This window comes from Streptacidiphilus sp. EB103A (assembly GCF_041261405.1).
Taxonomy (GTDB): Bacteria; Actinomycetota; Actinomycetes; order Streptomycetales; family Streptomycetaceae; genus Streptacidiphilus.
On record NZ_JBGCAQ010000006.1, the window covers coordinates 252,703 to 270,579 of the forward strand.

Here is a 17,877-nt window from a genome sequence, read left to right on the forward strand (position 1 = left end):
GGAGGTGGCCCGGGGTCTGCCGCAAGGCGACTCCCGGGCCCTCTCCGGCCCCCACCCCCCGGGCCGGAACCGGGCGCAGACAGCGCGGCGGAACCGGCGCGATATCAGACCACCTGACGTCGTACGGCGTACAGAACCAGTCCTCAGGAGGACCCAGTGGCGAAGGCGAAGTTCGAGCGGACGAAGCCCCACGTCAACATCGGCACCATCGGTCACATCGACCACGGTAAGACGACCCTTACCGCGGCGATCACCAAGGTGCTGCACGACGCCTACCCGACCCTGAACGAGGCCTCGGCCTTCGACCAGATCGACAAGGCTCCCGAAGAGCGCCAGCGCGGTATCACCATCTCCATCGCGCACGTCGAGTACCAGACCGAGGCGCGTCACTACGCCCACGTCGACTGCCCCGGTCACGCGGACTACATCAAGAACATGATCACCGGTGCCGCCCAGATGGACGGCGCGATCCTGGTCGTGGCCGCCACCGACGGCCCGATGCCGCAGACCAAGGAGCACGTGCTCCTGGCCCGCCAGGTCGGCGTCCCCTACATCGTCGTCGCCCTGAACAAGGCCGACATGGTGGACGACGAGGAGATCCTGGAGCTCGTCGAGCTCGAGGTCCGTGAGCTCCTCTCCGAGTACGAGTTCCCGGGCGACGACCTCCCCGTCGTGCGCGTCTCGGCGCTCAAGGCGCTCGAGGGCGACAAGGAGTGGGGCGACAAGCTGCTCGGCCTCATGGCCGCCGTGGACGAGGCCATCCCCACCCCGGCCCGTGAGGTCGACCTGCCGTTCCTGATGCCGATCGAGGACGTCTTCACGATCACCGGTCGTGGCACCGTCGTCACCGGCCGCATCGAGCGTGGTGTCCTGAAGGTCAACGAGACCGTTGACATCATCGGCATCAAGGAGCAGAAGACCACCACCACGGTCACCGGCATCGAGATGTTCCGCAAGCTGCTCGACGAGGGCCAGGCCGGTGAGAACGTCGGTCTGCTGCTCCGTGGCATCAAGCGCGAGGACGTCGAGCGCGGCCAGGTCATCATCAAGCCGGGTTCGGTCACGCCGCACACCGACTTCGAGGCCCAGGCCTACATCCTGTCGAAGGACGAGGGTGGTCGTCACACCCCCTTCTTCAACAACTACCGCCCGCAGTTCTACTTCCGCACCACGGACGTGACCGGCGTCGTGACCCTCCCCGAGGGCACCGAGATGGTCATGCCGGGCGACAACACCGCCATGACGGTCGCGCTGATCCAGCCGATCGCCATGGAGGAGGGCCTGAAGTTCGCCATCCGTGAGGGTGGCCGGACCGTCGGCGCCGGCCAGGTCACCAAGATCATCAAGTAATTGCTGATCTGATCGGCCTGCCTGCACCAGCAGCGCAAGCAGAGGACCCCGTTCCATCTCGCGATGGAACGGGGTCCTCTGTGGTTTTTCGGAGAATTCCGAGGAGGAGCGGAAAAGCAGGGGCCGTAATGAATTCTCAGTGAACAGTGAGACCCGCGGTAAAGGCCTTTGTCTGCTCGTAATCGGGCAGCAGTCCGGTGGCGATCGCCTCGGCGAGCGAGGGCGCGGACTCGTCCTTGCCGGAGAGCTGCGGGGCCGAGGCGGGCCACTCGATCGCCAGGTCCGGGTCCAGCGGGTGGATGCCGTGCTCGCCGGTGGGGCTGTAGGTCTCCGAGCAGAGGTAGGACAGCGTGGCGTCGTCGGTGAGCGCGCAGAAGCCGTGACCCAGACCCTCGGAGAGGTAGACCGCGCGACGGTCCGTGTCGTCCAGCTGGACGCCCTCCCACTGCCCGAAGGTGGGGGAGCCCACCCGCAGGTCCACGATCACATCGAGCACCGCCCCGCGCACACAGGTCACGTACTTGGCCTGGCCGGGCGGCACATCGGCGAAGTGGATCCCGCGCACCACGCCGGCGGCGGACACCGACAGGTTGGCCTGGGCCAGCCGCAGGGGATGCCCCACCTCGGCGGCCAGGTGGTCGAAGCGGTACCACTCGGTGAACAGGCCGCGCGGGTCGCCGTGCAGCTGGGGGACGATCTCCCAGGCGCCCTCGATACCGAGTTCGCGGATCTTCATTCAGTTTCTCCTCGTGAGGTCTGCGCACCAGGGGCGCCGACCGCGGGTCTGCGTGGGGGTACGGGGGGTCGCCCCCCGGAGGGATGGAGCATTACATGGTTTCCTCTTCCAACAGGCGTACCAGGTAGTCGCCGTAGCCGCTCTTCAACAGGGGTTCGGCAAGGGCCCTGAGCTGGGCGTCGTCGATCAGGCCGCGCCGCCAGACCGCTTCCTCGACGCAGCCGATCTTCAGCCCCTGGCGCTCCTCGATCACCCGGACGAACTCGGAGGCCTGCACCATCGAGACGAAGGTCCCGGTGTCCAGCCAGGCCGTACCGCGGTCCAGGACGGTGACGCTCAGTTCGCCCGCGCGCAGGTAGGCGTCGTTGACCGCGGTGATCTCAAGCTCGCCGCGGGCGCTGGGCTTCAGCGTGCGGGCGATCCCGACCACCCGGTTGTCGTAGAAGTACAGGCCGGGCACGGCATAGCGGGACTTGGGCTTCTCGGGCTTCTCCTCGATGGAGACCGCCTTGCCCTCCGTGTCGAACTCCACCACGCCGTAGGCGCTCGGGTCGGCGACGGGATAGGCGAAGATCCGGCCGCCGACCAGGCCGGAGTGGCCCGCCAGCCGGCTGCCGAGGCCACTGCCGTGGAAGATGTTGTCCCCCAGGACCAGGGCGACCGAGTCGTCCCCGATGAAGTCCGCCCCGAGGACGAAGGCCTCGGCGATCCCGTTGGGCCTCTCCTGTATCGCGTAGCTGAGGCTGAGCCCCCACTGGGAGCCGTCGCCGAGCAGACGCTGGAACTGGTCGCGGTCATTGGGGGTGGTGATGATCAGGATCTCGTCGATCCCGGCCATGACCAGTGTCGAGAGCGGGTAGTAGACCATCGGCTTGTCGAATACGGGCAGGAGTTGTTTCGACACGGCACGAGTGAGCGGCCAGAGGCGCGAGCCTGTTCCGCCCGCCAGGAGGATTCCACGCATGGTCGGAGTTTAGACCGGGCCGGAGCGCGTGCTTCGCGCCCCGTATGATGCGTCCCACTATGAGAATTCTCGTAACCGGCGGCGCCGGATTCATCGGTTCCGAGTTCGTCCGCCAGCTGCTGGGCGCTGACGCCGACGCTCGGATCACGGTTCTCGACAAACTGACCTACTCGGGCGTCGAGGAGAACCTCGCCCCGGTGGCGAAGCACCCCGGGTACACCTTCGTCCACGGCGACATCTGCGATGCCGACGCGGTGGACCAGGTCATGCCCGGCCACGACGCCGTGGTGCACTTCGCCGCCGAGTCGCATGTCGACCGCTCCATCGCCGGTGCGGGCCCGTTCGTGACCACCAACGTGCTCGGCACCCAGGTGCTGCTCGACTCGGCCCGCAAGCACGGGATCGGCCGCTTCGTCCATGTCTCCACCGACGAGGTCTACGGGTCCATCAGCGAGGGCTCCTGGACCGAGGAGTGGCCGCTGCAGCCGAACTCCCCGTACTCGGCCTCCAAGGCCGCCTCGGACCTGCTCGCGCTGGCCTACCACCGGACCCACGGCATGGACGTGGTGGTGACCCGCTGCTCCAACAACTACGGGCACTACCAGTTCCCGGAGAAGGTCATCCCGCTGTTCACCACCAACCTGCTGGACGGCAAGCAGGTCCCGCTGTTCGGCAACGGCGGCAACATCCGCGACTGGCTGCACGTCTCCGACCACTGCCGGGGCATCGAGCTCGCGCTGCTGAAGGGCCGGGCCGGCGAGGTCTACAACATCGGCGGCGGCACCGAGGTCACCAACAAGGAGCTCACCGGGCTGCTGCTGGAGGCCACGGGCAGGGACTGGGACATGGTCGTGCCGGTCGAGGACCGTAAGGGCCACGACCTCCGCTACTCGCTGGACATCACCAAGATCGGCGACGAGCTCGGCTACGCGCCCCGGGTCCGCTTCGAGGACGGCCTTGCGGCCACCATCGCCTGGTACCGCGACAACCGCGCGTGGTGGGAGCCGCTGAAGCAGAAGGCGGCGCTGGAGTCGTGAGCGCCCCCCTGCGCAGCCGCTGGCTGGTGACCGGTGCGGCCGGGATGCTCGGCCGCGATCTGCTGGCCGTGCTCGAGGCGATCCCCGGCATCGGGATCACCGCCGTGACCCGGGCGGAGCTGGACATCACCGACGCCGAGGCGGTACGCGCGGCAGTAGCCGGACACGATGTGGGCGGGCTTGACGTCGGCGGGCTTGATGTTGGCGGGCTTGATGTTGTGGTCAACGCCGCCGCATGGACCGACGTGGACGGCGCCGAGACCGAGGAGGCCGCCGCCACCGCGGTCAACGGGGACGGGGTCCGCAATCTGGCGGCGGCCTGCGCCGAGCAGGGCACCGTCCTGCTGCACGTCTCCACCGACTACGTCTTCGACGGCCGGGGCACCTCGCCCTACCCCGAGGACGCGCCCACCGACCCGCTGAACGCCTACGGTCGCAGCAAGCTGGTCGGCGAGCAGGCCGTACTGGAGCTGCTCCCGGCGCGCGGCTATGTGGTGCGGACGGCCTGGCTCTACGGGGAGCACGGCGGCAACTTCGTGGCCACCATGCTCAAGCTGGCCGGCCGGACGGACACCCTGACCGTGGTCGACGACCAGCGTGGCCAGCCCACCTGGTCCTTCGAACTGGCACGGCAGCTGGTCGCCCTCGGCCGCGCGGCCCTGGACGGGACCGCCCCGGCCGGGATCTACCACGGCACCGCCTCGGGGGAGACCACCTGGTTCGGGCTGGCCCGTGCCGCCTTCGAGCTGTCCGGGCTGGACCCGGAGCGGATCAGGCCGACCACCTCGGACGCCTTCGTCCGTCCGGCTCCGCGCCCCGGCTACAGCGTGCTCGGACACGACCGCTGGTCCGCGGCCGGCCTGAAGCCGCTGCCGGAGTGGCGGGAGAGCCTCGCCGAGGCCATCGGCAGGGAAGCCTTCACCGGCCTGCTCCCCACTTCGACCGCCCCGACCACGCAACCGCGCAGCCGGCCGTGAACCGGCCGGTCGCCCGGCTGCTGAGCGTCGTTCCGCCGGGGACGCACCTGGTCATCGGCGGAACGCTGACTCTGGGCGCCGCGTCCTACATCCAGATCGCCGCAGCCAATCACGCGCTCTCCGGCGACCCGCGGGCCGCGGTCTCGGCGCTGTGGTCGCTGATCATGACTCTCAGCCTGGGTCTGTTCTTCCCGGTCGAGCAGGAACTCACCCGGGTGGTGGCCTCCCGCGTGGTGCGTGGCGAGGGCGTGCTGCCGGTGCTGCGCCGGGCGGTGGCGGGCACCCTGCTCATGATCGGCGCGATCGCGGTGCTGCTGGCGCTGACGGCCGGCCCCACCGCCCAGCTCTTCCTGCACGGCCAGGAGTCCCTGCTCTGGACCTTCGCCGCGGCCGTCCTCGGCATGGGGCTGGCCTATGCCAGCCGCGGAGTGCTGGCCGGACTGGGGCGCTTCAACGCCTACGGCGTCTCGCTGGCCATCGACGGCGCGCTGCGCATCGTCCTGGCGCCGGCCCTGCTGCTCTGCGGGGTGCACTCGGCCTGGGCCTTCGCCCTGGTGCTCGCGATCGCGCCGCTGGGGGCCGTGGTCTGCACCCTGCCGGCCACCCTGCGCGGCTGTGGCCCGGGACCCCAGATGGCCTGGTCGGAGCTGTTCCAGAACACCGGGCTGCTGGTCGGCGCGTCCCTGCTGGCCCAGGTCATGGTCAACGCGGCGGTCCTCACCGTGGGCCTGGTCGCGCCGGACGACGCGGACCTCCAGGTCGCGGTGCTGAACGCCGGGGTGCTCTGCCGGGTGCCGCTGTTCGTGCTCGGCTCGGTCCTGCCCACGCTGATGACCGGGCTGTCCACGGCCTCGGCCGAAGGGGACCGGTCCGGCTTCCGCCGCCTCCTGGTGCGCACCAGCGGCGTGGTCGGAGGTCTCGGCCTGCTCGGCGGCGTCCCGGCGGTGCTGTTCGGTCCCTGGCTGCTGAGATCCCTGCTCGGTGCGCCGGACGTACTGGGCCACCGGGACCTGTTCTGGTTCTCGGCGGGGACGATGTTCTACATGCTCGCCATGGTTGTGGGGCAGGCGCTCATCGCCATGGACCGCCACCGGTTCCAGCTCGCCAGCTGGGCCCTCGGCACCGCGGTGCTGGTGGGAATCAGCTGCGTCCACGGAGCGGTCGCCGTTCGTGTGGAGGTGTCATACTTCCTGGGCTCCGCCACGACAGCCCTCGTCATGCTCGCGTTCGTCTGGTGGTCACCGGGGCGGAGGACACTTTCGGCTGCCGAAGCCGCCCGGCGGCAGCGCCTCTCGACGGATATCTTCTAGCTGAGCCACTTCGGACGAAAGGCAAGGCAGCAGTCGTGCAACTCTCTGTGCTCACCTCCATCACCGGCGTGGTGGTGCTGGCGTGCATCCTGGAGCTGCTGCGCCGCCAGCAGCTACGGGAGAAGTACGCGGCCATCTGGCTGGGGATCGGCGTGCTGATCGCGCCGCTCGGCTTCTTCCCGACCGTGCTGAACGGTGTGGCTCACAAGATCGGCGTGGCCAACGGCGCCAGCCTGGTGCTGTTCGCCGGCTTCATCCTGGTGCTGCTGGTCTGCCTGCACCTGAGCTGGGAGGCGAGCCGCCTGGAGGCGGAGACCCGGATCCTGTCCGAGGAGGTCGCCCTGATCCGCAGCAAGGTCGGCGAGCACACCGTGACGCTGGAGGCGCTGACGGCTGACCGCCTGCGCCCCGTCGCACGGAACGAGCCGGTCAGGGAAGACCAGGAGGTCCAGGCATGAACCCGGAGCAGCGGATCCTGGTCGTCCTGCCGGCCTGGAACGAGTCCGAGGGCCTGCCGTCGGTGCTGAAGGAGATCCAGACCAAGCTTCCCTTCGCCGACTCCCTGGTGGTCGACGACGGCTCGTCGGACGACACCGCCCGGGTGGCCGCGGAGGGGGGCGCCGCCGTGGTGCGGCTGCCCTACAACCTCGGCGTGGGCGGCGCCATGCGGCTGGGGTACCGGTACGCGTACGAGCACGACTACGACATCGCGATACAGATCGACGCCGACGGTCAGCACGACCCGGCCTTCGTCCCCGACCTGCTGCAGGCGCTGGACACGGTGGACCTGGTGATCGGGGCGCGCTTCGCCGGGGTGGGCGACTACACCGTCCGCGGGCCGCGGAGACTGGCCATGCGGCTGCTCTCGGTGGTCCTGTCGCGGATAGCGCGCACCGAACTCACCGACACCACCTCCGGCTACCGCGCCTGCAACCGGCAGCTGATCGAGTTCTTCGCACACTGGTACCCGGTGGAGTACCTGGGCGACACGGTCGAGAGCATGGTCGGCGCCCTGCGCTGCGGATTCACCGTGCGCCAGGTGCCCGTCGCGATGCGCGAGCGGACCACCGGCACCCCCAGCGCCTCCCCGGTCAAGGCCATGGTCTACCTCGGCCGGGCCGGGTTCGTGCTGATGCTGGCCATGATCCGGCGGATGCCCGAACGCGACATCTCCGGGCGCTCCGCCCTGCGACCGACCGCCGGGGGCGCCAAGTGACGGCCGACCAGGTGACGGTCCCGCAGTTCGACATCATGCTGCCCTACTACGGCGACGTCGGACTGATGCAGGACGCCGTGCGCAGCGTCCTCGCGCTGGACGGCGACGACTGGCGGCTCACCGTGGTGGACGACGGCACCGAGCCCGAGGTGCCGGGCTGGTTCGAGGAGCTGGACGACCCCCGGGTCCGCTACGTCCGCAACGAACGCAACCTCGGCGTCACCGGCAACTTCAACCGCTGCCTCGAACTCACGACGTTCGACCATGTGGTGCTGATGGGCTCCGACGACCTGATGCACCCCAACTACCTGCGGGTCGTCCGCGAGGCACTGCGGTCCGCCCCCGGGGCGGCCATGGTCCAGCCCGGCGTGCTGGTGATCGACGGCGCCGGGAGACCGGTGGACACCCTGGCCGACTCGGTGAAGCGACGGCTCTACGCGCCCAGGGAGCAGGGTCGCGGTGAGCTCGGCGGCGAGGAGCTCGCGGTGAGCCTGCTGCGCGGGAACTGGCTCTACTTCCCGTCGATCTGCTGGCGCACCGACGCGGTACGGGAGCGCGGTTTCCGCGAGGACCTGAAGGTGATCCAGGACCTGGCGCTGGTGATGGAGCTCGTCGTCGCGGGGGAGCGGCTGGCCCTCGCCGAGGAGGTCTGCTTCAGCTACCGCCGCCATGCGCTGAGCGAGTCCTCGGCCCAGGCGTTCACCGGGGACCGCTTCACCGAGGCGCAGCGCTTCTTCCTGGAGACGGCGCGGCGGATGGACGCCGTCGGCTGGAAGCGTGCCGCGCTGACCGCCCGGCGCCACCGCTCGACCCGGCTGCATGCCCTGACCATGGCTCCGGCGGCGATCGGCCGGGGGCAGGTGCGGGCGGCGGGCACCCTGGTCCGGTTCGCCGTGGGCCCGGCCGGTTCGCCGAGCCGACAGTAATACCGGTTCCGCGTTCCGGATCCTTCCAGTCAATGTGCAGCGACTCTTGCTAGCTTGGGCCGCACACACGGGCCAGCACCGTTCCTCTGCACCACCCCCATCTGCTCCAGGAGAGAAGCAAGCTATGGATGGCGTCGACAGTGCGGTCGGCGGTGCCGGGTCGGCGACGCCCGCCGTCGCCGATCGCGAGGACCGGGCGGATGCCCGGTCGGGGCGCGGTAGCGCGGTGGCGAGCCGGGCACAGCGGCTGATCAGCCGGCCGTGGTTCGTCCCGGCGGCGCTGGCGCTGGCCTACGTCGTCCAGGTCGCCTTCCGGCTGGTGCTGGTGGCGTCGATGACCTTCCCCAGCGTGCACCCGGACGAGGACGCCTATCTGGTGCTCGCCCGGATCCTGGCCGGCGGCAGCAACACCGCGATGCCGGCCGGCGAGGTGCTGCCGGGCGGCTATCCGCTGCTGATCACGCCCGCGCTCTGGCTCGGGCACAGCGCGGAGACGGCGTACCGGCTGGTGCTGGTGACCAACGCGCTGCTCAACGCGCTGGTCCTGCCCGCCGCCTATGTGTTCCTGCGGCGCCTGGAACTGGGCCGGAAGCTCGCCTTCCTGGCGGCGTTCGGGATCGCCCTGATCAACCCGGTGGTCTTCTACTCGCAGTTCGCCATGACCGACGTGATCTTCCCGATCCTGGTGCTCTGCTGGCTGTTCTGCCTGCACGCCTGGCTTACCCCGGCCGGCAGCACGCGCGCCCGGGTCTGGTACGGCGCCGGCTCCGGACTGGCCGCCTCCTACGCGATGGCGACCCATGACCGCGGCGGCGTGATGGTCGCCATCACCGGCGCGGTGCTGCTGCTCGTCGTCGTCCGGCGCTGGGTGCCCTGGGCCGCGGTCGGTTCCATGGTGGTGGGTCTGGCGATCGGGATCGGGCTGGACAGGTTCCTGGTCGACCACTTCCTGGCGCGGACCCACAGCATCCCCAGCGCGGTCGGCACCGCCGTCTTCAAGGGCCTGTTCGACCCCTCCCTGCTGAGTCGCAACTTCAGCCGGACGCTCGGCCAGTTCTGGTACTTCTGCACCTCCACCTGGGGGCTGGGCGCGCTGGCGATCGTGCTCTGCGTGGCGGTGCTGTTCGGGCGCGGGAGCAGCCGGCCGAACCGGGTGGTCGCCGGGGCGATGCTGGCGACCCTCGTCGGCGTCGCCCTGGCCTCCGCGTCCGGGCTGCCGGACGACAACCGGATCGACACCTGGATCTACGCCCGCTATCTCACCCTGCTGGTGCCGGCGATGTTCGCCGTCGGCCTCGCCGGGCTGGTCCGGCTGAATCGGACCGCGCTCATCCGCGCCGCCGCCGCGGCGCTGGTCCTGGTAGCGGTGCTGACGGTGTTCGTGGTGGTGCGCGTCAGCCCCAACTTCACCAACACCAACGAACTCTTCGTCTCCTGGGGCATGCCGGACGCGCTGGTGCTGGGCGGGGACGCGAACAACCTGCACCTGCTGCGCACCACGGTGGTCTCGGTGCTGCTGCTGGCCCTGGTCGTGGTTCCGGTGGTGCTGTTCCGGCGCAGGGCCCTGGTGCCGGTCCTGGTCTGCGTGGCGTTGCTCGCCGCGGTGGAGACCGTCGTGGTCACCGAGCAGATCACCAAGCCCTGGGCGGCCGAGCGCCGGCACCCGGCGGTGGGATTCATGGCGGACGCCGGGATCACCTCGCACGACAACGTGGTGCTGAATCCGCTGACGGACTGGACCGTGGAGAGGGTGCTGCCGTACGAGGTGTTCCACGGCAGCGTCTGGATCCAGGACCCGCTGAAGCACCTGCCCAGGTCCGCGAACGTCGCCGTGGTCGAGGCGCCGACGCAGGGCCAGCCGCTGACCGCGAGTTGGCCGCACGCTCCGGCGGGCTGGTACCCCGTCAGGGCGCTCCCGAGTCACGGTGCGACCGGGACTCCCGACGTCGTGGTGTGGCGCAAGAGGTAGCGTTCCGCTCCGAGGTTTGACGGACCTGCCGCCCGGGGTACTCTCATCGACCCTGATTGGCGTCGTGCGTGTCCGGTATGGCACACTAGCCAAGTTGCTCGGTTGAGCGCCGATGCTGCGCGCCTCCACTGCGCTCCGGCCCCTAGGGGTCGGTGGTTGCTGGGAGGACCGGAAGCGAGTCCCACAGTACTCGTCGTGCCCGTGATGGCCGTTGCCTAGTTGATGTATGACGAAGCGCGGCAGCTGCGGCACGGACGTACGGGAATCTTCCGGGAAGCGTGGACAGGCCCTCAACCCGGCGTCCCGCCCCAGGTGTGAACCTCTCGGTTCCGCCGCCTGGGGCCTCTGAGTTCGGCCAAGGCTTTTTTATGGCGGGCAGCGCGACACGCCCGACCGCGTGGGTCGAACGGGACGCCACTGAGGACTCCACCCGGAGCCCTCGGCCGCAGAAGCAGCAATATCGACACGAAGGACTACAAGAAGCCATGGCGGGACAGAAGATCCGCATCCGGCTGAAGGCCTACGACCACGAGGTCATCGACTCCTCGGCGAAGAAGATCGTCGAGACGGTGACGCGTACTGGTGCGCAGGTCGCAGGCCCGGTGCCGCTGCCCACTGAGAAGAACGTGTACTGCGTCATCCGCTCGCCGCACAAGTACAAGGACTCGCGCGAGCACTTCGAGATGCGCACGCACAAGCGTCTGATCGACATCCTCGACCCGACCCCCAAGACCGTTGACTCTCTGATGCGACTCGACCTCCCGGCCGGTGTCGACATCGAGATCAAGCTCTGAAGGGCGGGAGCTGAAGATGGCTAAGCAGATTAAGGGCATCCTGGGCGAGAAGCTCGGCATGACGCAGGTCTGGGACGAGAACAACCGGATCGTTCCGGTGACCGTCGTCAAGGCCGGCCCCAATGTCGTCACCCAGGTCCACACCGCCGACGGCACCGGCTACGACGCCGTGCAGTTCGGTTTCGGCGAGATCGACCCGCGCAAGGTGAACAAGCCCCTCGCGGGTCACTTCGCCAAGGCCGGCGTCACCCCCCGTCGCCACCTCGTCGAGCTGCGCACCAGCGACGCCGGCGAGTACACCCTGGGCCAGGAGATCACCGCTGAGGTGTTCGAGGCCGGTATCAAGGTCGACGTGACCGGTACCAGCAAGGGCAAGGGCTTCGCGGGTGTCATGAAGCGCCACAACTTCCACGGTCTGGGCGCCGGCCACGGCGTGCAGCGCAAGCACCGCTCGCCCGGCTCGATCGGTGGCTGCGCCACCCCGGGTCGCGTGTTCAAGGGCATGAAGATGGCCGGTCGCATGGGCCACGAGCGTGTGACCACCCAGAACCTGACCGTCCACGCCGTTGACGCGGAGAAGGGTCTGCTGCTCATCAAGGGCGCGGTCCCCGGTCCGAACGGCGGCCTCATCCTGGTCCGCACTGCGGCAAAGGGGGCCTGAAGCAATGAGCACCATCAATGTTCTCTCCCCCGCGGGTGAGACTGTCGGCACCGTCGAGCTGCCGGCCGAGATCTTCGACGCGAAGGTCAGCATTCCGCTGATCCACCAGGTCGTCGTCGCCCAGCTGGCCGCGGCCCGCCAGGGCACGCACAAGACCAAGACCCGCGCCGAGGTCCGCGGTGGCGGGCGCAAGCCCTACCGCCAGAAGGGCACCGGCCGCGCCCGTCAGGGTTCGACCCGCGCTCCGCAGTTCGCCGGCGGTGGCGTCGTGCACGGCCCCGTGCCGCGCGACTACTCGCAGCGGACGCCCAAGAAGATGAAGGCCGCCGCGCTCCGTGGCGCCCTGACCGACCGGGCCCGCAACGACCGCATCCACGTCATCACCGGCGTGACCGCGGGCGATGCGCCGTCCACCAAGACTGCCCGCACCCTGATCGGCAAGATCAGCGAGCGCAAGAACGTCCTCCTCGTGGTCGAGCGTGACGACGAGCTGGCGATCAAGAGCGCCCGCAACCTGCCCGAGGTGCACATCCTGGACGCCGGTCAGCTGAACACCTACGACGTGCTCGTCTCCGACGATGTGGTCTTCACCCAGGCCGCCTTCGAGCGCTTTGTGGCCGGCCCTGCCGCGTCCGCGAAGGCCGTTGCCTCTTCGAGCGAGCTCGAAGGGAGCGACGCCTGATGAGCGACGCGACGATCACCAGCAAGACGTTCACGGACCCCCGTGACGTGCTGCTCAAGCCGGTCATCTCGGAGAAGAGCTACGCGCTCCTCGACGAGGGCAAGTACACGTTCATCGTGGCGCCGGGCTCGAACAAGACCCAGATCAAGCAGGCCGTCGAGACGGTCTTCGCGGTCAAGGTCGCCAACGTCAACACGATCAACCGGGTGGGCAAGCGCAAGCGCTCGCGCACCGGTTTCGGCAAGCGCAAGGACACCAAGCGCGCCATCGTGACGCTGGCAGAGGGCAGCAAGCCCATCGACATCTTCGGGGCTCCGACCTCCGCCTGACGGCGAGTCGGATAACCGAAACGGACGAGGACAGAAGAAGCCATGGGCATCCGCAAGTACAAGCCGACAACGCCGGGCCGTCGCGGCTCCAGCGTTGCCGACTTCGTCGAGATCACGCGGTCCGAGCCGGAAAAGTCGCTGGTCCGCCCGCTGCACAGCAAGGGCGGTCGTAACAACACCGGTCGCGTCACCGTCCGCCACCAGGGTGGCGGTCACAAGCGCGCGTACCGCGTCATCGACTTCCGTCGTCACGACAAGGACGGCGTTCCGGCCAAGGTCGCTCACATCGAGTACGACCCCAACCGCACCGCACGCATCGCGCTGCTGCACTACGCAGACGGCGAGAAGCGCTACATCATCGCCCCGGCCAAGCTGGGCCAGGGCGACCGGGTTGAGAACGGCCCCCAGGCCGACATCAAGCCCGGCAACAACCTGCCGCTGCGCAACATCCCGGTCGGTACGGTCATCCACGCCATCGAGCTCCGGCCCGGTGGCGGCGCGAAGATCGCCCGTTCCGCGGGTTCCTCCGTGCAGCTGCTCGCGAAGGAGGGCGTCTACGCCCACCTCCGCATGCCCTCGGGCGAGGTTCGCCTGGTCGACGCCCGCTGCCGCGCCACGATTGGCGAGGTCGGCAACGCCGAGCAGTCGAACATCAACTGGGGCAAGGCCGGCCGTATGCGCTGGAAGGGCGTTCGCCCGACCGTGCGTGGTGTCGCCATGAACCCGATCGACCACCCGCATGGTGGTGGTGAGGGCAAGACCTCCGGTGGTCGCCACCCGGTTTCGCCGTGGGGTCAGAAGGAGGGTCGTACTCGTTCGCCGAAGAAGGCGTCCAACAAGTACATCGTCCGCCGCCGCAAGACGAACAAGAAGCGCTAGGAGCAGTCTCGATGCCGCGCAGCCTCAAGAAGGGGCCCTTCGTCGACGACCACCTCATGAAGAAGGTGGATGTTCAGAACGAAGCAGGTACCCAGAACGTCATCAAGACCTGGTCCCGCCGCTCCATGATCGTGCCGGCGATGCTGGGCCACACCCTCGCGGTGCATGACGGTCGCAAGCACATCCCGGTGTTCGTCACCGAGTCGATGGTCGGCCACAAGCTCGGTGAGTTCGCGCCGACCCGCACCTTCCGCGGCCACGTCAAGGACGACCGCAAGTCGAAGCGCCGCTAAGGCGGGGTGCGAAGACCATGACAGACACCAACAAGGGGATTCCCATGGAAGCCAGGGCAACGGCGCGGTACATCCGCGTAACGCCCATGAAGGCCCGCCGCGTGGTGGACCTTGTCCGTGGCATGAATGCCACGGAGGCCCAGGCGGTCCTGCGTTTCGCTCCGCAGGCCGCGAGCGTGCCGGTCGGCAAGGTGCTCGACAGCGCCATCGCCAACGCCGTGCACAACTACAACCACAACAACGTGGAGTCGCTGTACGTCGCTGAGGCGTTCGTCGACGAGGGCCCGACCCTGAAGCGTTTCCGTCCGCGGGCCCAGGGCCGCGCGTACCGGATCCGCAAGCGGACGAGCCACATCACCGTGGTTCTCGCCTCGAAGGAGGGCACCCGCTAATGGGTCAGAAGATCAACCCGAACGGGTTCCGACTCGGCATCACCACGGACTTCAAGTCCCGGTGGTACGCCGACAAGCTGTACAAGGACTACGTCAAGGAAGACGTCGCCATCCGCAGGATGATGACGTCCGGCATGGAGCGCGCCGGCATCTCGAAGGTCGAGATCGAGCGCACCCGTGACCGCGTGCGGGTGGACATCCACACCGCCCGTCCCGGCATCGTCATCGGCCGTCGCGGCACCGAGGCCGACCGCATCCGCGGCGACCTCGAGAAGCTGACCGGCAAGCAGGTCCAGCTGAACATCCTCGAGGTCAAGAACCCCGAGATGGACGCCCAGCTGGTCGCCCAGGGCGTTGCCGAGCAGCTGTCCTCCCGCGTCTCCTTCCGTCGTGCCATGCGCAAGAGCATGCAGGGCACGATGAAGTCGGGCGCCAAGGGCATCAAGATCCAGTGCTCCGGCCGTCTCGGCGGCGCCGAGATGTCCCGCTCGGAGTTCTACCGCGAGGGCCGTGTGCCCCTGCACACCCTGCGCGCCAACGTGGACTACGGCTTCTTCGAGGCCAAGACCACCTTCGGCCGCATCGGCGTCAAGGTCTGGATCTACAAGGGCGACGTCAAGAACATCGCTGAGGTCCGCGCCGACAACGCCGCCGCCAAGGCCGGCAACCGTCCGCCCCGTGCGGGTGGCCCGGGCGAGCGTCCCCGTCGGGGCGAGCGTCCCGCCGGTGGCGAGCGCGGTGGCCGTGGTCGTCGCCCCGGCACCGAGGCTCCGGCCGCGGTGAACGAGGCTGCGGCCGAGGCTCCCACCTCGAACGATTCCGGAACGGAGGCCTGACCCCATGCTGATCCCTCGCAGGGTCAAGCACCGCAAGCAGCACCACCCCAAGCGGCGTGGCATGGCTAAGGGCGGTACCGAGTTGGCGTTCGGCGAGTACGGCCTGCAGGCCGTCTCCCCGGCGTACGTGACGAACCGGCAGATCGAGTCCGCTCGTATCTCCATCACCCGTCACATCAAGCGTGGCGGCAAGGTCTGGATCAACATCTACCCGGACCGTCCCCTCACCAAGAAGCCCGCCGAGACCCGCATGGGTTCCGGCAAGGGTTCGCCGGAGTGGTGGATCGCCAACGTGCACCCCGGACGCGTGATGTTCGAGTTGTCGTACCCGAACGAGAAGATTGCCCGCGAGGCGCTCACCCGCGCCGCGCACAAGCTTCCGATGAAGTGCCGGATTGTCCGGCGCGAGGCAGGTGAGAGCTGATGGCCACCACCACGGCTGCAGAGCTTCGCGAGCTGGACAACGAGGGTCTCGTTGCCAAGCTCCGTGAGGCCAAGGAGGAGCTGTTCAACCTCCGCTTCCAGGCGGCGACCGGGCAGCTCGACAACCACGGACGGCTCAAGCTCGTCCGCAAGGACATCGCGCGGATCTACACCCTGATGCGTGAGCGCGAGCTGGGCATCGAGACGGTGGAGAGCGCCTGATGACTGACACTGAGAACACGACCGAAGCACGCGGATTCCGTAAGACCCGTGAGGGTCTGGTCGTCAGCGACAAGATGGACAAGACCGTCGTCGTCGCCGTCGAGGACCGCGTCAAGCACGCGCTGTACGGCAAGGTCATCCGCCGTACGAACAAGCTGAAGGCGCACGACGAGGCCAACGCCGCGGGTATCGGCGACCGTGTCCTCCTCATGGAGACCCGGCCGCTGTCCGCGACGAAGCGCTGGCGCGTCGTCGAGATCCTCGAGAAGGCCAAGTAGTAACGAACGCGATTGGGCGCGGCTCGTATGTGCCCGGGGTTCCCCCCGCCTGTGAGAACAGGACGGACGGGAGCGCTCGGGTGAGCAGCGGGCCGGCCCGGTCCCGATCGTTGACGATCAGGAGAAAGCTGTGATCCAGCAGGAGTCGCGACTGCGTGTCGCCGACAACACTGGTGCGAAGGAGATCCTTTGCATCCGTGTTCTCGGTGGCTCCGGCCGACGCTACGCGGGTATCGGTGACGTCATCGTCGCCACCGTCAAGGACGCGATCCCCGGTGGCAACGTGAAGAAGGGCGATGTGGTCAAGGCCGTCATCGTCCGCACCGTCAAGGAGCGCCGTCGTCCCGACGGTTCCTACATCCGTTTCGACGAGAACGCCGCCGTCATCCTCAAGAACACCGATGGTGACCCGCGCGGCACGCGCATCTTCGGCCCGGTGGGCCGCGAGCTGCGCGACAAGAAGTTCATGAAGATCATCTCGCTTGCGCCGGAGGTGCTCTAACCATGGCGAACAGCATGAAGATCAAGAAGGGTGACCTGGTCCAGGTCATCACCGGCAAGGACAAGGGCAAGCAGGGGAAGGTCATTCAGGCCATCCCCACCGAGAACCGCGTCCTGGTCGAGGGTGTCAACCGGGTCAAGAAGCACACCAAGGTCGGCCAGACCGCCCGTGGTGCCCAGACCGGCGGCATCGTGACCACTGAGGCCCCGATCCACGTGAGCAACGTTCAGCTCGTCGTGGAGAAGGACGGCAAGAAGGTCGTCACCCGCGTCGGTTACCGCTTCGATGACGAGGGCAACAAGATCCGCGTTGCCAAGCGAACCGGTGAGGACATCTGATGACCGACACCTCTGTTGAGAAGGTGACCCCCCGTCTCAAGGAGCGCTACCGCTCCGAGATCAAGGGTCAGCTGCAGGAGCAGTTCTCGTACGAGAACGTCATGCTGATCCCCGGCCTGGTCAAGGTCGTGGTCAACATGGGTGTGGGCGACGCCGCCCGCGACTCCAAGCTGATCGACGGCGCGGTCAAGGACCTCACCGCGATCACCGGCCAGAAGCCGACCGTGACCAAGGCCCGCAAGTCCATCGCGCAGTTCAAGCTGCGTGAGGGCCAGCCGATCGGTACCCACGTCACCCTTCGCGGGGACCGCATGTGGGAGTTCCTGGACCGTCTGGTGTCGCTGGCGCTCCCGCGCATCCGTGACTTCCGCGGTCTGTCGCCGAAGCAGTTCGACGGCAAGGGCAACTACACCTTCGGTCTGACCGAGCAGGTCATGTTCCACGAGATCGACCAGGACAAGGTCGACCGGCAGCGGGGCATGGACATCACGGTGGTCACCACTGCCCAGACCGACGACGAGGGCCGGGCGCTGCTGCGTGCCCTTGGCTTCCCGTTCAAGGAGAACTGAGCACATGGCGAAGAAGTCCCTCATCGCGAAGGCGGAGCGCAAGCCGAAGTTCGGCGTCCGGGGTTACACCCGCTGCCAGCGCTGCGGTCGCCCGCACTCCGTGTACCGCAAGTTCGGCCTCTGCCGCGTGTGCCTTCGTGAGATGGCTCACCGCGGCGAGCTGCCGGGCGTCACCAAGAGCTCCTGGTAGTCCA

Annotated in this window: 25 protein-coding genes; 23 read left to right on the top strand and 2 right to left on the bottom strand. The window is 68.3% G+C overall.

The window, feature by feature from the left end:
• Nucleotides 1-156: 156 nt before the first annotated feature.
• Nucleotides 157-1,350: an elongation factor Tu gene (gene tuf / locus ABH941_RS12175; protein WP_370128936.1), complete on the top strand. Its 1,194-nt coding sequence runs from the start codon at nt 157-159 to the stop codon at nt 1,348-1,350.
• 136 nt (nt 1,351-1,486) lie between these two features.
• Here the strand turns inward: tuf and ABH941_RS12180 are convergent, their stop codons facing one another.
• Both ABH941_RS12180 and rfbA read right to left on the bottom strand, forming a co-directional pair.
• On the bottom strand, nt 1,487-2,080 hold the full coding sequence (locus tag ABH941_RS12180; RefSeq protein ID WP_370129059.1) for a dTDP-4-dehydrorhamnose 3,5-epimerase family protein: 594 nt from the start codon (nt 2,078-2,080) through the stop codon (nt 1,487-1,489).
• A gap of 97 nt (nt 2,081-2,177) precedes the next feature.
• On the bottom strand, nt 2,178-3,050 hold the full coding sequence (rfbA, locus tag ABH941_RS12185) for a glucose-1-phosphate thymidylyltransferase RfbA (protein WP_370128937.1): 873 nt from the start codon (nt 3,048-3,050) through the stop codon (nt 2,178-2,180).
• A 59-nt stretch (nt 3,051-3,109) separates the two neighbouring features.
• Between rfbA and rfbB the strand changes: the two genes are divergently transcribed.
• The 22 genes from rfbB (at nt 3,110) to ABH941_RS12295 (ending at nt 17,873) form a co-directional block, all read left to right on the top strand.
• On the top strand, nt 3,110-4,087 hold the full coding sequence (rfbB, locus tag ABH941_RS12190; protein ID WP_370128938.1) for a dTDP-glucose 4,6-dehydratase: 978 nt from the start codon (nt 3,110-3,112) through the stop codon (nt 4,085-4,087).
• Nucleotides 4,084-5,064 (top strand): dTDP-4-dehydrorhamnose reductase, encoded by a 981-nt coding sequence (gene rfbD / locus ABH941_RS12195; protein ID WP_370128939.1) that lies wholly within the window; start codon nt 4,084-4,086, stop codon nt 5,062-5,064. Before rfbB ends, rfbD begins: the two co-directional genes overlap by 4 nt.
• Nucleotides 5,061-6,374 carry a lipopolysaccharide biosynthesis protein gene (locus tag ABH941_RS12200; protein WP_370128940.1) on the top strand — a complete coding sequence of 438 codons (1,314 nt, stop codon included), beginning with the start codon at nt 5,061-5,063 and terminating at the stop codon, nt 6,372-6,374. The genes rfbD and ABH941_RS12200 overlap by 4 nt, the downstream gene beginning before the upstream one ends.
• Nucleotides 6,375-6,409: 35 nt before the next feature.
• On the top strand, nt 6,410-6,832 hold the full coding sequence (locus tag ABH941_RS12205; protein ID WP_370128942.1) for a DUF2304 domain-containing protein: 423 nt from the start codon (nt 6,410-6,412) through the stop codon (nt 6,830-6,832).
• Nucleotides 6,829-7,590: a glycosyltransferase family 2 protein gene (locus ABH941_RS12210; RefSeq protein WP_370128944.1), complete on the top strand. Its 762-nt coding sequence runs from the start codon at nt 6,829-6,831 to the stop codon at nt 7,588-7,590. Before ABH941_RS12205 ends, ABH941_RS12210 begins: the two co-directional genes overlap by 4 nt.
• A complete protein-coding gene (locus ABH941_RS12215; RefSeq protein ID WP_370128945.1) occupies nt 7,587-8,516 on the top strand; it encodes a glycosyltransferase family 2 protein in 930 nt (309 codons plus the stop codon). Before ABH941_RS12210 ends, ABH941_RS12215 begins: the two co-directional genes overlap by 4 nt.
• Nucleotides 8,517-8,640: 124 nt before the next feature.
• A complete protein-coding gene (locus tag ABH941_RS12220; protein ID WP_370128946.1) occupies nt 8,641-10,485 on the top strand; it encodes an ArnT family glycosyltransferase in 1,845 nt (614 codons plus the stop codon).
• A 485-nt stretch (nt 10,486-10,970) separates the two neighbouring features.
• On the top strand, nt 10,971-11,279 hold the full coding sequence (gene rpsJ, locus ABH941_RS12225; RefSeq protein ID WP_020549238.1) for a 30S ribosomal protein S10: 309 nt from the start codon (nt 10,971-10,973) through the stop codon (nt 11,277-11,279).
• Between the two features lie 16 nt (nt 11,280-11,295).
• Nucleotides 11,296-11,940: a 50S ribosomal protein L3 gene (rplC, locus tag ABH941_RS12230; protein WP_030251605.1), complete on the top strand. Its 645-nt coding sequence runs from the start codon at nt 11,296-11,298 to the stop codon at nt 11,938-11,940.
• A 4-nt stretch (nt 11,941-11,944) separates the two neighbouring features.
• Nucleotides 11,945-12,622 carry a 50S ribosomal protein L4 gene (rplD, locus tag ABH941_RS12235; protein WP_030251603.1) on the top strand — a complete coding sequence of 226 codons (678 nt, stop codon included), beginning with the start codon at nt 11,945-11,947 and terminating at the stop codon, nt 12,620-12,622.
• Nucleotides 12,622-12,951, top strand: coding sequence for a 50S ribosomal protein L23 (gene rplW / locus ABH941_RS12240; RefSeq protein WP_042401225.1), 330 nt, complete (start codon nt 12,622-12,624; stop codon nt 12,949-12,951). Before rplD ends, rplW begins: the two co-directional genes overlap by 1 nt.
• A gap of 42 nt (nt 12,952-12,993) precedes the next feature.
• Nucleotides 12,994-13,830 carry a 50S ribosomal protein L2 gene (rplB, locus tag ABH941_RS12245; RefSeq protein WP_030251595.1) on the top strand — a complete coding sequence of 279 codons (837 nt, stop codon included), beginning with the start codon at nt 12,994-12,996 and terminating at the stop codon, nt 13,828-13,830.
• 11 nt (nt 13,831-13,841) lie between these two features.
• Complete coding sequence (gene rpsS, locus ABH941_RS12250; protein ID WP_030251592.1) at nt 13,842-14,123, top strand: 30S ribosomal protein S19; 282 nt, start codon at nt 13,842-13,844, stop codon at nt 14,121-14,123.
• Nucleotides 14,124-14,167: 44 nt separating this feature from the next.
• Nucleotides 14,168-14,515, top strand: a complete 348-nt coding sequence (gene rplV / locus ABH941_RS12255) for a 50S ribosomal protein L22 (RefSeq protein WP_037594640.1) — start codon at nt 14,168-14,170, stop codon at nt 14,513-14,515.
• On the top strand, nt 14,515-15,351 hold the full coding sequence (gene rpsC, locus ABH941_RS12260) for a 30S ribosomal protein S3 (RefSeq protein ID WP_370128948.1): 837 nt from the start codon (nt 14,515-14,517) through the stop codon (nt 15,349-15,351). Before rplV ends, rpsC begins: the two co-directional genes overlap by 1 nt.
• Before the next feature lie 4 nt (nt 15,352-15,355).
• Entirely contained in the window at nt 15,356-15,775 is a 420-nt protein-coding gene (gene rplP / locus ABH941_RS12265) for a 50S ribosomal protein L16 (protein WP_030251586.1), read from the top strand.
• Nucleotides 15,772-15,996, top strand: coding sequence for a 50S ribosomal protein L29 (gene rpmC, locus ABH941_RS12270; protein ID WP_134003945.1), 225 nt, complete (start codon nt 15,772-15,774; stop codon nt 15,994-15,996). The genes rplP and rpmC overlap by 4 nt, the downstream gene beginning before the upstream one ends.
• On the top strand, nt 15,996-16,274 hold the full coding sequence (gene rpsQ, locus ABH941_RS12275; RefSeq protein WP_134003947.1) for a 30S ribosomal protein S17: 279 nt from the start codon (nt 15,996-15,998) through the stop codon (nt 16,272-16,274). Before rpmC ends, rpsQ begins: the two co-directional genes overlap by 1 nt.
• A 130-nt stretch (nt 16,275-16,404) precedes the next feature.
• Nucleotides 16,405-16,776, top strand: a complete 372-nt coding sequence (gene rplN / locus ABH941_RS12280) for a 50S ribosomal protein L14 (protein WP_030251577.1) — start codon at nt 16,405-16,407, stop codon at nt 16,774-16,776.
• 14 nt (nt 16,777-16,790) lie between these two features.
• Entirely contained in the window at nt 16,791-17,114 is a 324-nt protein-coding gene (gene rplX, locus ABH941_RS12285; protein WP_030251573.1) for a 50S ribosomal protein L24, read from the top strand.
• Complete coding sequence (rplE, locus tag ABH941_RS12290; RefSeq protein WP_030251571.1) at nt 17,114-17,683, top strand: 50S ribosomal protein L5; 570 nt, start codon at nt 17,114-17,116, stop codon at nt 17,681-17,683. Before rplX ends, rplE begins: the two co-directional genes overlap by 1 nt.
• A 4-nt stretch (nt 17,684-17,687) precedes the next feature.
• Nucleotides 17,688-17,873 carry a type Z 30S ribosomal protein S14 gene (locus ABH941_RS12295; RefSeq protein WP_030251570.1) on the top strand — a complete coding sequence of 62 codons (186 nt, stop codon included), beginning with the start codon at nt 17,688-17,690 and terminating at the stop codon, nt 17,871-17,873.
• Nucleotides 17,874-17,877 lie beyond the last annotated feature (4 nt).

Excerpts from the sequence above, each read along its gene's own strand:
- rfbA (WP_370128937.1), bottom strand. The coding sequence starts at position 3,050 with ATGCGTGGAATCCTCCTGGCGGGCGGAACAGGCTCGCGCCTCTGGCCG.
- rfbB (WP_370128938.1), top strand. The coding sequence starts at position 3,110 with ATGAGAATTCTCGTAACCGGCGGCGCCGGATTCATCGGTTCCGAGTTC.
- ABH941_RS12210 (WP_370128944.1), top strand. The coding sequence starts at position 6,829 with ATGAACCCGGAGCAGCGGATCCTGGTCGTCCTGCCGGCCTGGAACGAG.
- ABH941_RS12220 (WP_370128946.1), top strand. The coding sequence starts at position 8,641 with ATGGATGGCGTCGACAGTGCGGTCGGCGGTGCCGGGTCGGCGACGCCC.
- rpsJ (WP_020549238.1), top strand. The coding sequence starts at position 10,971 with ATGGCGGGACAGAAGATCCGCATCCGGCTGAAGGCCTACGACCACGAG.
- rplC (WP_030251605.1), top strand. The coding sequence starts at position 11,296 with ATGGCTAAGCAGATTAAGGGCATCCTGGGCGAGAAGCTCGGCATGACG.
- rplD (WP_030251603.1), top strand. The coding sequence starts at position 11,945 with ATGAGCACCATCAATGTTCTCTCCCCCGCGGGTGAGACTGTCGGCACC.
- rplW (WP_042401225.1), top strand. The coding sequence starts at position 12,622 with ATGAGCGACGCGACGATCACCAGCAAGACGTTCACGGACCCCCGTGAC.
- rplB (WP_030251595.1), top strand. The coding sequence starts at position 12,994 with ATGGGCATCCGCAAGTACAAGCCGACAACGCCGGGCCGTCGCGGCTCC.
- rpsS (WP_030251592.1), top strand. The coding sequence starts at position 13,842 with ATGCCGCGCAGCCTCAAGAAGGGGCCCTTCGTCGACGACCACCTCATG.
- rplV (WP_037594640.1), top strand. The coding sequence starts at position 14,168 with ATGGAAGCCAGGGCAACGGCGCGGTACATCCGCGTAACGCCCATGAAG.
- rpsC (WP_370128948.1), top strand. The coding sequence starts at position 14,515 with ATGGGTCAGAAGATCAACCCGAACGGGTTCCGACTCGGCATCACCACG.
- rplP (WP_030251586.1), top strand. The coding sequence starts at position 15,356 with ATGCTGATCCCTCGCAGGGTCAAGCACCGCAAGCAGCACCACCCCAAG.
- rpsQ (WP_134003947.1), top strand. The coding sequence starts at position 15,996 with ATGACTGACACTGAGAACACGACCGAAGCACGCGGATTCCGTAAGACC.
- rplX (WP_030251573.1), top strand. The coding sequence starts at position 16,791 with ATGAAGATCAAGAAGGGTGACCTGGTCCAGGTCATCACCGGCAAGGAC.
- rplE (WP_030251571.1), top strand. The coding sequence starts at position 17,114 with ATGACCGACACCTCTGTTGAGAAGGTGACCCCCCGTCTCAAGGAGCGC.
- ABH941_RS12295 (WP_030251570.1), top strand. The coding sequence starts at position 17,688 with ATGGCGAAGAAGTCCCTCATCGCGAAGGCGGAGCGCAAGCCGAAGTTC.